The sequence below is a fragment of the Kallipyga massiliensis ph2 genome, assembly GCF_000311985.1.
GTDB lineage: Bacteria > Bacillota > Clostridia > Tissierellales > Peptoniphilaceae > Kallipyga > Kallipyga massiliensis.
In genome coordinates this window covers 21,220-36,192 of record NZ_HE978585.1, presented here as the reverse complement: position 1 = coordinate 36,192, position 14,973 = coordinate 21,220, and the positions used below count along the sequence as shown (strand labels likewise).

Genomic DNA, 14,973 nt, shown 5'->3' with positions numbered 1-14,973 from the left:
AGGGCCATGTATAAGCTCTATGCTAAGCAAAAAGTTTTTAAGATCGTCGATGACTACCAAATTTTTGATGAGGATAAAAATCCGGTCTACCAGGTGGACCAGGACTTCACCTTCATTGGCCACCGGGTGGAGGTGAAAAAACTCAACTCCGACCTCTCCTTTCTTATCGAGAAGGTGGTGCCCACCCTCCTGGCCAGCTACACCGTGGATTTTTCCGACGGGACGGGCTTCCGGGTGGAGCAGGAATTCAGTCTCTTTCGTCAGCGAATTGCTGTCATCTCGGACTACTACCAACTCCGCCTGGTGGGAGAAGTCTTCAGCTTAGACTTTGATATTTTCAATGGGGAGGACCTGGTGGGTCATATCGAACGGGAGTGGCTGGCCTGGGGTGACACCTTCACAATCATCGTATATGACCCTGTGTTTGAAGAAGAATTGGTTGCCCTCATGATTGTGGTGGACCACCTGATTGATATGGCCGAAAGTCGCTAGAATAAGAGCTTTCTTTTATCTTTTTGGAGGTGAAAAAATGAAAACCCATCGATGGAAGAGCTTATCTTTTCTCTTGTCTTTCCTTTTTCTTTCCTGTCTCCTCCTGACCGCCTGCGGCGACAAAAACCGTGAGCCGGTATCTTTAACCATGTGGCATGTTTATGGGGAACAGGCAACCACCCCCATGGATGACCTGGTGGATGAATTCAATGAGACGGTCGGCAAGGAAAAGGGGATCGTAATCAATGTGACTGCCTATTCCAATTCCGCGGAAATCGGGAATTCCCTCTTGGATGCCCAGGCCGATAATTCCGGATCCAAGACCATGCCTGATCTCTTCTTCTGCCATATCGGAAATGCGGATGATTTGGGCATTGAGAACCTGGTCGACTGGAAGGACTATTTTTCTCCGGAGGAATTGGATGACTTCGTTCCTGATTTTTTGAACGATGGGATGAGGGAGGAGCGTTTAGTTATCCTACCATTTTCCAAGTCCACCCATATGTTTTATATTAATGGAAGCATGTTCGACCGCTTTTCCAAGGCCACCGGTGTGGACTATGATCAACTGAAAACCTGGGATGGATTTTTTGATGCCGCTGAAAAGTTCTATACCTGGTCCGGGGGCAAGCCCTTTTGTGCCCTGGACTATATCTTGAGAGATGTAGAACTGGCCTGCTTATCCAAATATCCCGGCTTGAAAATCCATAACAACGAGGGCTGGTATGATCCGGGTAACCAAGAATTCCATGAGACTCTGGACCGGTTCTTGTCCAGCCTGGTCAAGGGACACATTGTCGTTTCCGACCTCTACGCCAACACCCAGATGATGACCGGGGAGACCATGGCCGGCATCAGCTCCAGCGCGGCCATCCTCTACTACAACGATGTCGTCACCTATCCGGACAACACCTCGGAAGACATGGACTTGCAGGTCCTTCCCCTTCCCATAAGCCCTGGCGGAAAAGGGATTGATACCCTGGCAGGAACTGGCCTATGTGCCTATAAAACAACAGAGGTCAAGGCCAAGGCGGCGGCGATTTTTGCCAAGTGGATTACCGAAGGGGAGAGAAACCTGAAATTTGTGGCCGAAACAGGCTATATGCCCATTCGAAAGGAAGCTTTCCAGAAAATATCCGATTTTTCCTTCAAAAATCAAAGCTACCAACGACAATATCAGGCCATGTCAGAAATGAAAGAGACCTATGCCTTTTTGCCGGAGACCTATGATTACAACAAGGTCCAAAGCTTCTATGATTTTATCAAGCTCCACCAAAAAGATTGGGAAAAGAGATATACTCAAGGAGAAGAGGCCAAGACCCTGGTGGAAGAATGCCGGGAAGGCTTGAGCAAATAAAGAAGAACAAGGAGTTGTCCTTTGTTTAAAGTCATCAAAAAACGTAATAAGAATTCCATGTACCGGAAGCTCTTCGAATACTTACTCATGTTCGCAGGGATGCTCCTGGTTTATATTCTTGTTGCCATGACCCTCATCGGACAATTCAAGGACGTCGGATACAATTACGAAAAAAACCTCGACTTGCAGAGCTCCGTGATGAAAAAAGAGATCAAGGGATATTTCGGGAAGGCCGCCATTTCCGCCATGGACCTCTCCAAGACAGCCAGTCAGAAGATGGAAGACTTGTTGGAAAAAGAGGGGATTCCATTTCAGGACCTGAAGGACCGCCAGGCCCTCCTGGCCCAGGCCCAGGATGCGATTTTTGAAGATATCAAAAATTCCATGTATGCGGCCGATGTTTCCGGTGCTTTCGTCTTATGGAATACTACCGTCAATTCCAAGTTGGACAGGAAGGGAAATTTCAAGAGTGGTCTCTACCTGGAGATTGACTCCAGAAGCATCAGAGAATCCTCCATTATTACCTACCGAGGGGATGTCGATGTGGCCAGGAAACACCATTCCATGCCCCATAGAAAGTGGAAATTGGAATACGATGTTTCCGGCCAACCCAATTTTTTTGGACTGGACCGAGGCCATGCCCCCCTCTATGAATCCTACCGGATGACCCCGGTCTTCACCCTACCGGGAACGGATCAAAAGGTCATCCTCATCACCTTGCCCATTATCGGAAGGGATGGGAGTTTTTACGGCATTTGCGGATTTGAGGTGGAGCAGTTATTCTTCAAAGAAAAGCTGGCCCAACCCAGCAAGTTTGAAAGAGTGACCAATTTGTTCTTCCCAAATTCCATCCAGGGAGAGAAGGTTGATGCCAACATGGCCCTGGGGAGCGGGACGGAAAAGGGCTACTACTATATGCCCAAAACGCCCTTAACCATGAAAACAAAGGGGTCGGGTTTGACGGAGTTTTCCGGTCAAGGGGGAAATTATTTGGGTTTGGTGAGGGAGCTTCCCTTGTTGAAAAATGGACAACCCTCCCAGCTTCTCGTTATGGTCCCTAAAGAGGATTATGATCAGGATTTCCGGGAGAATCTGGTGACCATTATTGTCACCGTCATTTTATTCCTCTTCTTCTCCATCGGGGGCGGTTTGATCTTCACCAAACGATACATTACCCCTATCACCGAAGGCTTGGCTATGATCGAAAACCAGGAGAATCTATTTATAAAGGATTCCGACCCGAAGTCGGGGACCATCGGCTTCTATGAAATCGACGAATTGATCCGAAAACTCAGGGAGAATGTGAAGTCGGAAAACTATGACCGGATTCCTGACTATCTCTCCAAGAAATTCAGGGACTTTATCCAGGCCACCGAAAATCTGACGCCGGCGGAAATGAATGTCCTCACCCTTCTGATCCAGGGGAATAGTGTGGACGAATTGCCGGACATCCTTTTTATCAGTAAGAGTACGGCCAAGCACCATATTTTAAGGATCTACAAAAAATTGAATGTTTCTTCCCGGGGAGAATTGCTCCTCTATTTGGATATGATTAAAGGTTGTGGGATGATCGATCACATTGTCGGCCCTAATGATGACGATGAGGTAGATAAGCCGCAAAACTGACCTTTAAATGATCATATTCCACCAAAGCCTGATTAAATCACGGTTTAGCTCAGCTAAACCGTGATTTTTTTCATATAGACCAAAGGTCTATTTTCATGAATTTGCCTAAAAATACACCTGAGGCCAATTTCTTTCTCCTTTTCGACGTGGTTCAATGGAGTCAGATAAGCAGGAAAAGTCTTCGCATAGGGGACCGGAAATCCTCAGGAGGTGGATGATGGGTGAAGACAATAGGGAAGTCAAGATTGTAGAAAATGAAGATCGTCAAAGTGATGGTCAGATTAAATGTCCTAAGTGCGGGTCCACGGACATCCAATCTAATCCAAAAACGGGTAAGCTCCGCTGCAACTTTTGCCGTCATGAATTTGAATTGGATTTAGCCCAGGAAGATGAAGACATCTCCAGCCTCCATGGAACCACGATTCGAAGCGGGGCCCAGGATATCGATAAGAATAGCGATGACCTGGTTACCCTCAAGTGTGAAAGCTGTGGCGCAGAGGTGGTGATCGACACCAAGTCCTCCACCCAGGCCCGTTGCCATTGGTGTCGGAACACCCTGTCCCTGAACAATCAGGTACCCAACGGGGCCGTGCCGGACGTCCTCCTTCCCTTCAGCGTGACCAAGGAGGATGCGGAGGAGGAAATTGCCAAATTTGTTCAGAAGAGACGGTTTTTTGCCCACCCCACCTTTACCCGGCAATTCTCCACCGAAAATATTTGCGGAGTCTACATCCCCTATATGCTCGTTGACGTGAATGCCCACATGAGCCTATCCGGCCAGGGGGAGATTCAAACCGCCAAAAGGGAAGTTGGAGACGAAAAGCATAAGCATTATGAGTATGATGCGGATCTTTACCGGGTCAAGAGGGACTTCGATATCTGTGTGGACGACCTTTCCATCGAATCCAGCACCGACAAGTTGGACTACTCCTCAAAAAGCAAGACCACCAATATCATCAATGCGGTCATGCCTTTTGATACGGAAAACTGTGTTCGGTTCAATGCCAACTATCTCAAGGGCTACACCTCGGAAAAAAGGGACACCAATATTGGGGTGCTTAAAGAAGTCGTCGATGCCCAAAGCTCCGATGTGGCCCGGATTGCCGCTAAGGATACCCTAGTCCAATATGACCGGGGGGTTCGTTGGGATGAAGAGGACTTTGAGGTCAAGGGAGATTCCTGGAAGTCGGCCTACCTCCCCATCTGGCTCTACAGCTACATGGAAAAGAAGGGGAAAAGCCAGCTCTTGCACTATGTGGCGGTCAATGCCCGGACCCGGGAAACGATGGGGAGCGTGCCCATCAATTTCACCAAGCTCTTCTTCTTCGCCGTCCTGGTGGAGATTTTCTCCGGACTGTTGGCCTTTATCATCAATATGATCGCCGCCATGGACAGGTATAAGGGGACAGGATTTCAAGATAGCCGGCATTTTTTCTACCTTCTCCTGGTGTCCGGATTTATTTTTTACACCACCATGTACCTGAGATACCGGAATTCCAATGAGAGGCACCACTACGAGTTGGAAACGAAATATGAGATTTCCAACATGGTGAAGGTGGATGATTTCATCCAAAGCAATTACGGGATGACGAACCAGGAAATTGCGGGAGAAAATGCTTCTTCGCTAAAGGGCAACCGCCTGGACCTCCACAAGGATGAAGTCCTGGAGAAGGCCATGAAGAGGGGGAATTTGGACCAGGCAATTGAAAATAAGAAGAAGATGGAGGAAATGGACAAAAAGGACGAAAAATGATGGCTGTAGGAAAGAAAAATAATAAGGAGGAAGATCATGAAAAAATTAATGTTAAGCCAGATTCTCATCATTGTTTTTGCCGTATTGGTTTGTATTTCAACCTTTTTGCCGGCAGCAGAAATCCTGGGTTTCAAGGTCACTTTGATCAAGCCCGATGACAGCGTTGGGCCCGGCATCCTGCTCATCATCCTATCTGCCCTGACCCTTGCGATGGGCTTGTGGAAGAAAAAGATCCCCAGCCTCATTTTTGCAGGTATTAACCTTGCCTTGGCCGTCTATCAATACAGCTCCTTCGGCGAGTACATGGAGTTTGCAGCGATTGGCCTCTACCTGATGATGATTGCCAGCGTTCTTCTCTTTGCTGCCAGCATTTATCTCTTTATCCAATTGCCCAAAAAAGCACAATCAGGAATGAACTGAACTTTTACGAATAAAGGATGATAGATCCGGAGGAGAAGACGATGGGATTTATTCGAGCATTTACAGGGGCCTTGTCCGGAAGTCTTGCGGACCAATGGAAGGATTTTTACCTTCCTCCGGATGGCCTTCCTGCCACAGCCGGCCTATTCCCGGCCCGGCCCCAAGGACAGAATAATGGCAGGGGAGAAAACACCAAGGGAAGTTTGAACATCATCAGCAACGGAAGTAAGATCCTGGTCCCGGAAGGGACTGCCCTGATCACCATGCAGGATGGAGCAATCACAGGCATCATTGCTGAGCCCGGTGGCTTCATCTTCAGCTCAGACGATATCCATTCCCAGAGCATTTTTGAAGGAAACGGAGTGAACGCTTCCATCATCAAGTCCACCTGGGAGAAGGTGAAATTTGGCGGACAACCGGGCGCCCAGCAATTGGCCTTCTACGTCAATATGAAGGAGATCCCCAATAACCGCTTTGGAACACAAAGTGAAATCTATTGGGACGATGCCTTCTTCGGGACCCAGGTGGGAGCCGTCACCAGGGGGACCTACACCTTGAAGATCCTGGACCCCCTCCTCTTTGTTAAGAACTTTGTCCCCCAGAAGTACCTATTGCAGGATGCTCCTATCTTCGACTTCGGAGACATGGACAATCCCGCAGGGGAGCAGCTTTTCAATGAGGTGGTGAGCAGCTTGGCCGGCGCCTTCTCCAACTACACCAATGACCCGGCCAAGGGGAACCGGATGAGCCGGATCCAGGGCGACCAAATCGGCTTTGCCCAGTCCATGGCCCTGGCCGTGGAAGAGGCCTACCAATGGCGGTCGGATCGTGGACTGGCCATTGTGAAAACGGCCATCCTTGCCATCGAGTACGACGAGGACACCAAGGCCCTCATGTCCGATGTCAAGAAGGCAGACGCCCTTTCAGGAAGACGCGGCAATGCATTTATGCAGCAGTCTGTTGCAAGGGGCATGCAGGCAGCAGGAGAAAATGGAGGCGGCGGAGCCGGAATGGCCTTTATGGGTCTTGGCATGAATGCTGCCGGCGGAATGATGGGAGGACTCCAACAGGGAGATACAAACAGCACATATAATCCGAATTTCGGTGCCGTTCAAGCGAATCAGACACAGGAAGATCCGACAGATAAATTAATTAAGATGAAAAAACTGTTGGATGCCGGGGTTATTTCACAAGAGGAGTTCGATAAGGCTAAACATGATCTTTTAGGTTTATAGGTCAGGAGGGTTTGCCATGAAAAGTGGAAAATATAGGCTTCTGATAGTGGCCTTGGCCATAATTTTGGCGGCCTGTAGCGGGAAAGGCAAGACTTCGGAGGGCTCTGAAAGTCAGGGCCAATCAGGTGTCGGTCAGACTTCCCAAGCCTCTGCAACAACAGGCATATCCACTAATCTTGCAGCCGGAGGGATAAAGGATGCCAAGGCAAGGGGAAAGCTTGTTCAGGGTGCAAGTGCCGGGTCCATGTCGGACCATGTTGAGGATAGGGAAGTCTGGAAAGACTTCATAGAGCCCAAACATGAAAAAGCTGCAAAAAATCCATTTAACGGTGTCCATGTTCCACGAATTCTTCTGGATTCTGAGGATGCTCAAAGGGCCAATAAGCAAATTGAGGAAACAATTAATTTCTTAAAAGAGACCTACAATACTGTCAAGAATGATCTGGATCCTGATTATATAATGATAAATTCCACATTTTCAGTGTATGAAGATGATCAGATTCTTAGCATTCACCTGCAATATAAGGATGGCGGAGACGGAACCGGCTACACCCATAAGGTCTTTAACTTCACCCTGGATGACGGTAAATTCATCAAAGATGAGGACCTGCTTACATATTTAGGAATTGATAAAGAAGAGGCCATGAATCTTATGGAAGAAAGCATTGCCTATGACTATCAGAGAAGGGTGGACGCGATGGATTATCACACGGAGAACTACTACTATTTGGGCGATGTGACCCATTATGAAGGCATGGCTTTGCAAGATCTTTGGGAGGGCAAGGACCTACCTGAAAGAAGATTTTACCTGGATCCTACGGGAAGGCCAATGTTCATTTTCAACGCTTACTATATCTGGGGGGTGGGCCTATATCTAAATACCCTGGAACTCTATTCCAAAAAAGTGAACGACAGGGGCTATTCTCCGCAGTTCGTAAAAATGGCCAGGGCAATGGGTCTGGATCCCTACGACGAAAAGATCAAAGGATTGATATTGTATGTGGGCTATGCCAATGCGGAGAAGGAATTGGAAGACATGTTGGCCAGATTGGATCCCTGCCAGAACATTTTCAACGATTTTGTAGATCCCAGGCTCCTATTGGCAACCAGGGAGAATCAGAATTTTGAAAACAGCGAGCTCATAGGAGAGGACTATTATCTTGTAGTCCCGAAATGGGACAAGGCTACTGTCAGCTTGAAAGAGATAAAGACTGAGAAGGACGGGTCTGTAAAAGAGGTGGAGAACAATATTCTGGATACCATAGCTCAGAGGTCAACCACCCTGATCTGTCAGAGGCAGGAAAAGGGAACAACGAATATTAGAATCACGATCAGGTATAGGGATGAAAAGATCGAGATGAGTCCCATGATTAATGAGAAGAAAGAGATCATTAATTTGCCGGAGGGGATCATAGATGCCGGGAAGGCCGCTGATCTAGATGGGCTCAAGAAAAAAGGTTTTTATTCCATACCCCTATTCCAGAAGATATTATCGGTAATGGGAAGAGGATAATGTTGTGGGTGAACCCAGAAGGAGTACAAAATGAAGATTAAAAAATTAGTTCTTTGCTTAGTAGTTTTATTAGCTTTTACGGCTTGTGGAAGTAAAAAGCCTGACGCCGGCAAGGAAAAGTCGAAAGGGAACGAATTGGAACAATACCTTGGCCCGGGAGAAGAATGGGTGGTGGACGGAAAGTGGAAGCTGGTCATAAATTCCGTAAAGGTTCTTGATGGAAGAAACGAGTTTTCAGAGATGAAACCTAAACAGGTCGTATGCGTAGATTATAGCTATGAGAACATCGGCTGTACTGAGGAAGCCGACGGATTCTTCATAAGTCCTGACAGCGTCATTGATGAGCAGAGTGAGATGGGCTATTCATATCCTGCAGTAGAAGAGCTTAATTATCCACAATCAACTCCTGTCGGGGCCAAGATGAAGAATGCCCAGACAGCCTTTGGCTTGAATAACGAAAGTAAGAAGGTCAAGGTAACTTTTAGTAATTTATTGGTAGTCGATGGTAAGCTCCAAAACTACAAGGCGGTTATGGAGGCCAATGTAGAGAAATAAATTCCGGAGAGAAAGAAAGGAGAAAGAAATGAAAGGATTAAGACGACGGATGCTTGCCCTGGTCCTCGCCTTGGTCATGGTCCTGGGCTTCTTGCCCGGGACCCGAGTTGCCCAGGCGGAAGGCGGTATCGATATTACGGTTAAAACAGCCGAGGACCTAAGATTGGCCCTCCGGGAGATTCGGACAAAGGGTGAAAATGAACAGGAGAATATCATACGCTTAGGGGCGGATATCGATGACCTACCCGACGGAGAGCTCACCTTTGGAATTACAAAAAATACTATCCTTTTGGGTCAGGGCCATACCATAAACATGAAAAAGTTCTGTTTTGCCATCGTCAATGGTGCCACCCTGTCCCTGGGAAGGGAGAACCCCCAGGGAAACGAGAATGATTTGACGATCACTTCATCAGCTTCAAAAGATGACCCGCGAAAAATACCGGCTATTTTTGTGGGAGCCGGTGCGCCGGGTGGGGGAGGTTTAACCCCGGGTAATCTCAAGATGTATGATGGGGTGGAAATTAAAAATATGGTAACCAGCGGGGACTATTGGGCCTCAGCGGTCAATGTCACCTCCGGGACGTTTGATATGTATGGGGGGAAGATCCATAACAATCAAAGCCATCTTGACAAGCCTTATGCAGCGGGCAGTGTGATCTTTCTTAATGGACGGCCAAACGGAGTTGAGGAACAAGACGTGGCCTTCAATATGATGGGTGGTGAGGTTTCAGATAATATTGCTACAGTAAAGAATACTGATGTCCTCCTGAGTTCCGCAATTTATCTTGTCAATGGTCATCTAAACATCCAGGCCGGACGAATTATGAACAATAGGATGAAGCGCCTGGGGACAGAAGACCAGGGATTGCTCTACGGTACGGCTATCGGGGCCAGGGACAGCGAGCTGAATCTCAAGGGAGCCAACAGAGATTCCATCCTGATTTCCGGCAATACCGGGGCGGCCTCCGGTGGGGCCATTTCCTTACAGGATTCTACTTTCACCGCTGAAAATGCCACAATTGAAGGAAACAGCAGTAGTCTTTATGGTGGTGCCCTGACCACAAATGGCAAGGTGACCTTGAAAAATGTCCTGATCAAGAACAACAAGTCCAAGCAAGGTGGCGGTATTTTCCTGGATGATAATGCTGAGCTAATCTGCAACAATAATACGCTCTTCCAAGGCAACATGGCTACAGAAGATGGCGGAGCCATTTTTGATAAGAACAGCGTAGATCAATCCGATTTTAGCGGAGAAAACTACGAAGAACTGACTGCCAATACGGATTATTATCGTGGCATTACCATGGATAATACCACCGGTTTTGACCAAAACAAGGCGGAAGGAGGCCTCTTTGTTCCCCCGGCCAATTGGTCTGATTTTTCCAACTTGGGCTACAGCCAAGATCCCGCTTTCCATAACCCGACCGGCATTCCCAGCCCCCTCAATAACGACGACATCAATTATAAGAACGACTTTTTCTTCGTTGCTTACGATGGTAACGGAGCGGAAGGTTCTATGCCGACTTCGGCCTACAAGAATGGCCAGACCGTTACCGTGAAGCTTCCCGAAAACGGCTTCAAAGTGCCGGAAGGAAAGGTCTTTGACGGTTGGATGATCAACGGGGAAAAGAAGGCCGTTGACGAAGAAATAACAGTAGAGACAAATACCATGGTCGTGGCACAGTGGAAAACAGTACAGAAACCCAATCCCAAACCCGATCCTAAGCCGGACATCCCTCCGGAGACAGGTAAGGTTGAACAGGAACGGATTGCCGGAGAAGATCGGATTGAAACGGCCATTGCCCTCTCTAAGAAGAACTTTGACCATGCCGACTATGTTGTCTTGGCCCGGTCTGATAACTATGCCGACGCCCTGACGGCCGGTGTATTGGCTAAAGGCCTGAATGCACCCATTCTATTGACCAAAACCCGGTCTTTGGACGGGGGAGTAAAGACAGAGATCAGCCGTCTGGGCGTAAAAGAAGTCATCCTCATTGGCGGGGACAATGCCCTCTCCAAGGAAGTTGAGACTGCAGTAAAGACAAATTGCAAGTCCAGCCGAATCGGTGGGGCCGACCGTTATGAGACATCGGCTCTGATTGCCCGGAGAATAGCTAAGCTAAAGGGGAATCCGGAGAAGGTCATCCTGGCTACCGGACTCAACTATGCGGATGCCCTCTCTATTAGCCCCTACGCCGGGAAGATGGCCTATCCCATCCTCCTTACCAAGACCAATTCTTTACCGGATGTCATTGAAAAGACCATCCAAGATCTGAAGGTCTCTTCGGCCCTGGCCTTGGGCGGTAAAGCGGCCTTGACAGACGCTGTGGTGAGGGACCTACCCCAAAAGATCGAACGGATCGGTGGGGAAACTCGTTATGATACGTCAGCCATGATTGCCGAACGCTTCTTCCCCAAAGCCACCATGGCTTATCTCGCCTCCGGCGAAGATTTTGCCGATGCCTTGGCAGCCGGACCTGTTGCAGCAAAGGCGGACTGTCCGGTCCTACTGACGAAGATGGCCGGACTGCCTACGTCGATGGCCAAGCATATCCAAAAGGCAGCTTATGAGAAAATCATTATTGTTGGCGGTGTGAAAGCCGTAAGCCAGGCAGTTTTAGACGCAATAAAGTAGAAAATGACTGAGCGTTAAAAAATGGGCCGGACCCGAGGGAGGACTCCTTGGGGTCTGGCCCTTCTCTTTTTTTGCCACAAGTTCCATAATTCGGTTGACAAGGGGAGGGGTTGTCGGTTAGAATAGCAAGGTACTACCTAGGGAGAGTTGTCCGAGTGGTCGAAGGAGCATGATTGGAAATCATGTATACGCTACAGCGTATCGAGGGTTCGAATCCCTCACTCTCCGTGCACTATACGGGGAGTTAGCGGTGCCCTGAACCTGCAATCCGCTATAGCAGGGTAGAATTCCCGGCCTCGGGGTTTGGTGAGCGGACGTAAGTCTTGGCAAGTGGTGTTGACTACACGGTCTCAGGCAATGGAGAGCCATGAACCATGTCAGGTCCGGAAGGAAGCAGCATTAAGTGGTCCACCTTCATGTGTACTGAGGCAGCCGTGTACGAGCAAACTACCTGGAAAGAAACCTGCTCCTGGCTTCAAAGCCGGGTGTGCGGTCTTATGGAGAAGCCCAATGGGCTTCTTTTTTTTAGAGATAGGGAGAAAAAAGATGAAAGAAAATGGAGTAATGTATCAGGCCTTTTATTGGGACTATCCGGAGGATCGCTTATATAAAGAGTTGGCGGAAAAGGCCGGGGACCTGGCCGCCCTGGGGATCTCCGGGGTATGGATGCCTCCGGCTGCCAAGGGAACCAGCCCCCAGGATGTGGGCTACGGATCCTATGACTATTGGGATCTGGGCGAGTTCGATCAGAAGGGAACCATCCGGACCCGCTACGGGACCCGGGAGGAATTGGAGAAGGCCATCCAAGCCCTCCATGATCAAGGCCTCCAGGTCTATGCGGACATGGTCTTCAACCATAAGAACGGGGCGGACGAAAGCGAAGTCTTCCAGGCCGTCATGGTGGACCAAAATGACCGGTCCAAGGACGTCTCGGAAGCCTATGATATTGAAGGTTGGACCAAGTTCACCTTCCCGGGACGAAAGGGGAAGTATTCGGATTTCACCTGGCATTACTATCACTTTAATGGGATTGACTTTGACCAGAAGACCGGGACAAAGGCCATCTACCGGATCCTGGGGGAAGGCAAGTATTGGAACGAGGGGACGGACCTGGAGAAGGGGAATTTTGACTACCTTATGGCGGCCGATATCGACCATGACCATCCCGATGTGGTGGAGGAGCTTACCCGGGTGGCCGACTTCATGGTCAACAAGATGGGCTATGACGGTTTCCGCTATGATGCCCTTAAGCACATCTCTTCCCATTTCATCGATGTGCTCTCTGCCCACATTCTGGAGGAGAAGCCGGATTTCTATTTCGTCGGCGAGTATTGGAAGAACAATGAAGGGGTCATGGGCCACTACCTCAATGAAACGGCCTACAATGTGGACCTCTTTGATGTTCCCCTCCACTTCAATTTTGCTCAAGCCGCCTCGGATCCTTCTTATGATATCCGGAAGATTTTTGACGGTTCCCTGGTCCAAGACAAGCCTTTGGCAGCCGTCACCTTTGTGGACAACCATGACTCCCAGCTCGGCCAGTCTCTGGAGTCCTGGGTGGGGGACTGGTTCAAGGAAATTGCCTATGCTCTCATTTTATTCCGTAAAGACGGTTACCCTTGCGTATTTGCCGGCGACCTCCTGGGCATCCCTGATGTAGACTATCCGGGCATGGGTGACCGGCTCAGTACCATGCTCAAGCTCCGTCAACAAGCGGCCTACGGGGACCAGGATGACTACATGGTCACACCGACCAAGATGGCCTGGGTCCGCCGGGGGACGGAGGACCATCCCAACCCCCTGGCCGTCCTGATTTCGACCGGGGACATGGACCAGGAGAGACTCTTTGTGGGACAAGAGGAAGCCGGTCGGGTCTATAAGGATTGGTCGGGGAAGAATGAGGAAATCACCATTGATGAAGAAGGCTTCGGGACCTTTACCGTGGCACCGGGATCGGTGACCTATTGGACCCGGGAGGACCTGGACCTGGATGGGGGCCGGACTCAGGAATAAGAGAAGACCGGGAGGATGGAATGAAATTTTATGCGGTAAAAGAAGGGCGGGTCCCCGGCATCTATGAGTCCTGGGAGGCTTGCAAGGCTCAGGTCATGGGCCACAAGGGGGCCGTTTACAAGAAGTTCTCCAGCCGGGAGGAAGCCCTGGCCTTCATGGAGGGAGAGGGCGGAAGGAAGGCTCCTGATAAGGGAGTGGTGGACACGGACCGTCTGCCACCTGGTGTTTTCGTGGCCTATGTGGATGGGTCCTACCAAGCGAAGAAAAAGCGGGCCGGCTACGGGGTGGTTCTTTTTTCGGACCGGGGAAAGGAGACCTTTTGCGGCCCTGTTTCCGGGGCGGACATCAAGTCGCGGAATGTGGTGGGGGAGGTCATGGCTGCCAAGGTCGCCATGAAGGAGGCCCAAAAAAGAGGAGCCAAGTCCCTGACTATCCACTATGACTATGCCGGCATCCGCCACTGGGCCTTAGGGGAATGGAAGGCCAACCTCCCTTTAACCCAAGACTACCGGTCCTTCGCCCAAAAGATGGGGGAGGTCATGGATCTCTCCTTTGTCAAGGTAGAGGCCCATACCGGGGTCAAGTACAATGAAGAGGCTGACCTCCTGGCCAAAAAAGGCGCCGATATGGAGCTTGACCAATAAAAAAGCCCCCGTCCGAAGGGATGGGGGTTTCTTCTCTTTTCTTTTGATACAAGCTACTCCAGAGCGCTGGTGCAGTGGGGGCAGCGGGTGGCCTCGATGTCAATTTCCGACTTGCAGTAGGGGCAGACCTTGGTGGTTGCTTCTTCAGCGACCTCTTCCTTTGTGCCCTTGAGACTCCTTGCCTTATTCATCGCCTTGATAATGAAGAAGAGGACCAGGGCGATGACCAGGAAGGAGATGACCTGGTTGATGAAGTTTCCGATACCGAATTCTACAGGGCCGGCCTTGATCACCCAGTCCTGGAAGTTGACGTCCTCCAAAAAGACATTGAGGAGGGGGGTGATAATATCGGCGACCAGGGAGTCAATAATGGCCTTGAAGGCGGCGGCAAGAATGACCCCAACCGCCATATCCATGACATTGCCACGGGAAATAAATTCCTTAAATTCTTTAATCATTAATCTTTCCTTTCATTTGGGCCCTTTGCATGAGAAATCGGAAAAAATAGGGCCCCTGGATTCATTGATCAATTATCTCTCCTTCACTTATACCATTAAAGGGAAAAAATCAACAAAAAAGGGGGAAGAAATCCGTGAAAAGGACTCGGGGATCAATTGTGAAATCCTTTGACCCGTGTTAATATGTGGTAAAGAAATGGACGCCGCATCCCCTCCTTTTTGGAGCCGAAAGCGGAAGGTCCGAAAACATTTTTTAACTTATTTTATGGAGG

At 49.3% G+C, this 14,973-nt stretch carries 12 protein-coding genes, 1 tRNA gene and 1 other RNA gene; 13 read left to right on the top strand and 1 reads right to left on the bottom strand.

Annotated features, from left to right (window positions below; genetic code table 11):
• Positions 1 to 6: 6 nt before the first annotated feature.
• From HGKM_RS00140 to HGKM_RS00085, 13 genes are all read left to right on the top strand, one after another.
• Complete coding sequence (locus tag HGKM_RS00140; protein WP_019133273.1) at positions 7 to 492, top strand: LURP-one-related/scramblase family protein; 486 nt, start codon at positions 7 to 9, stop codon at positions 490 to 492.
• Between the two features lie 37 nt (positions 493 to 529).
• Positions 530 to 1,849, top strand: coding sequence for an ABC transporter substrate-binding protein (locus HGKM_RS00135; protein WP_019133272.1), 1,320 nt, complete (start codon positions 530 to 532; stop codon positions 1,847 to 1,849).
• Between the two features lie 21 nt (positions 1,850 to 1,870).
• Positions 1,871 to 3,475, top strand: coding sequence for a helix-turn-helix transcriptional regulator (locus HGKM_RS00130; RefSeq protein ID WP_019133271.1), 1,605 nt, complete (start codon positions 1,871 to 1,873; stop codon positions 3,473 to 3,475).
• Positions 3,476 to 3,692: 217 nt separating this feature from the next.
• On the top strand, positions 3,693 to 5,228 hold the full coding sequence (locus HGKM_RS00125) for a TFIIB-type zinc ribbon-containing protein (RefSeq protein ID WP_154645887.1): 1,536 nt from the start codon (positions 3,693 to 3,695) through the stop codon (positions 5,226 to 5,228).
• Between the two features lie 36 nt (positions 5,229 to 5,264).
• A complete protein-coding gene (locus HGKM_RS00120; protein WP_019133269.1) occupies positions 5,265 to 5,648 on the top strand; it encodes a hypothetical protein in 384 nt (127 codons plus the stop codon).
• Positions 5,649 to 5,689: 41 nt separating this feature from the next.
• The gene (locus HGKM_RS00115; RefSeq protein ID WP_019133268.1) at positions 5,690 to 6,883 is read left to right on the top strand and encodes an SHOCT domain-containing protein; all 1,194 of its coding nucleotides are present in this window, start codon (positions 5,690 to 5,692) and stop codon (positions 6,881 to 6,883) included.
• A gap of 16 nt (positions 6,884 to 6,899) precedes the next feature.
• On the top strand, positions 6,900 to 8,396 hold the full coding sequence (locus HGKM_RS00110) for a hypothetical protein (protein WP_019133267.1): 1,497 nt from the start codon (positions 6,900 to 6,902) through the stop codon (positions 8,394 to 8,396).
• A gap of 30 nt (positions 8,397 to 8,426) precedes the next feature.
• Positions 8,427 to 8,951 carry a hypothetical protein gene (locus HGKM_RS08095; protein WP_019133266.1) on the top strand — a complete coding sequence of 175 codons (525 nt, stop codon included), beginning with the start codon at positions 8,427 to 8,429 and terminating at the stop codon, positions 8,949 to 8,951.
• 28 nt (positions 8,952 to 8,979) lie between these two features.
• On the top strand, positions 8,980 to 11,586 hold the full coding sequence (locus tag HGKM_RS08090) for a cell wall-binding repeat-containing protein (protein WP_081585051.1): 2,607 nt from the start codon (positions 8,980 to 8,982) through the stop codon (positions 11,584 to 11,586).
• Positions 11,587 to 11,727: 141 nt separating this feature from the next.
• Positions 11,728 to 11,814: transfer RNA gene (locus HGKM_RS00095), tRNA-Ser, on the top strand.
• Positions 11,812 to 12,079, top strand: an RNA gene (gene ffs, locus HGKM_RS08395) — signal recognition particle sRNA large type. Before HGKM_RS00095 ends, ffs begins: the two co-directional genes overlap by 3 nt.
• Before the next feature lie 53 nt (positions 12,080 to 12,132).
• A complete protein-coding gene (locus HGKM_RS00090; protein ID WP_034579093.1) occupies positions 12,133 to 13,599 on the top strand; it encodes an alpha-amylase in 1,467 nt (488 codons plus the stop codon).
• Positions 13,600 to 13,619: 20 nt separating this feature from the next.
• The gene (locus HGKM_RS00085; RefSeq protein WP_019133263.1) at positions 13,620 to 14,243 is read left to right on the top strand and encodes a ribonuclease H1 domain-containing protein; all 624 of its coding nucleotides are present in this window, start codon (positions 13,620 to 13,622) and stop codon (positions 14,241 to 14,243) included.
• Positions 14,244 to 14,296: 53 nt separating this feature from the next.
• Here HGKM_RS00085 and mscL read toward each other — a convergent pair whose 3' ends face one another.
• A complete protein-coding gene (gene mscL, locus HGKM_RS00080) occupies positions 14,297 to 14,701 on the bottom strand; it encodes a large conductance mechanosensitive channel protein MscL (RefSeq protein ID WP_019133262.1) in 405 nt (134 codons plus the stop codon).
• Positions 14,702 to 14,973 lie beyond the last annotated feature (272 nt).

What these genes read in the sequence shown, in the direction of transcription:
- HGKM_RS00140 (WP_019133273.1), top strand. Translation starts at nt 7, where the DNA reads ATGTATAAGCTCTATGCTAAGCAAAAAGTTTTTAAGATCGTCGATGAC.
- HGKM_RS00135 (WP_019133272.1), top strand. Translation starts at nt 530, where the DNA reads ATGAAAACCCATCGATGGAAGAGCTTATCTTTTCTCTTGTCTTTCCTT.
- HGKM_RS00125 (WP_154645887.1), top strand. Translation starts at nt 3,693, where the DNA reads ATGGGTGAAGACAATAGGGAAGTCAAGATTGTAGAAAATGAAGATCGT.
- HGKM_RS00120 (WP_019133269.1), top strand. Translation starts at nt 5,265, where the DNA reads ATGAAAAAATTAATGTTAAGCCAGATTCTCATCATTGTTTTTGCCGTA.
- HGKM_RS00115 (WP_019133268.1), top strand. Translation starts at nt 5,690, where the DNA reads ATGGGATTTATTCGAGCATTTACAGGGGCCTTGTCCGGAAGTCTTGCG.
- HGKM_RS00110 (WP_019133267.1), top strand. Translation starts at nt 6,900, where the DNA reads ATGAAAAGTGGAAAATATAGGCTTCTGATAGTGGCCTTGGCCATAATT.
- HGKM_RS08095 (WP_019133266.1), top strand. Translation starts at nt 8,427, where the DNA reads ATGAAGATTAAAAAATTAGTTCTTTGCTTAGTAGTTTTATTAGCTTTT.
- HGKM_RS08090 (WP_081585051.1), top strand. Translation starts at nt 8,980, where the DNA reads ATGAAAGGATTAAGACGACGGATGCTTGCCCTGGTCCTCGCCTTGGTC.
- HGKM_RS00090 (WP_034579093.1), top strand. Translation starts at nt 12,133, where the DNA reads ATGAAAGAAAATGGAGTAATGTATCAGGCCTTTTATTGGGACTATCCG.
- HGKM_RS00085 (WP_019133263.1), top strand. Translation starts at nt 13,620, where the DNA reads ATGAAATTTTATGCGGTAAAAGAAGGGCGGGTCCCCGGCATCTATGAG.
- mscL (WP_019133262.1), bottom strand. Translation starts at nt 14,701, where the DNA reads ATGATTAAAGAATTTAAGGAATTTATTTCCCGTGGCAATGTCATGGAT.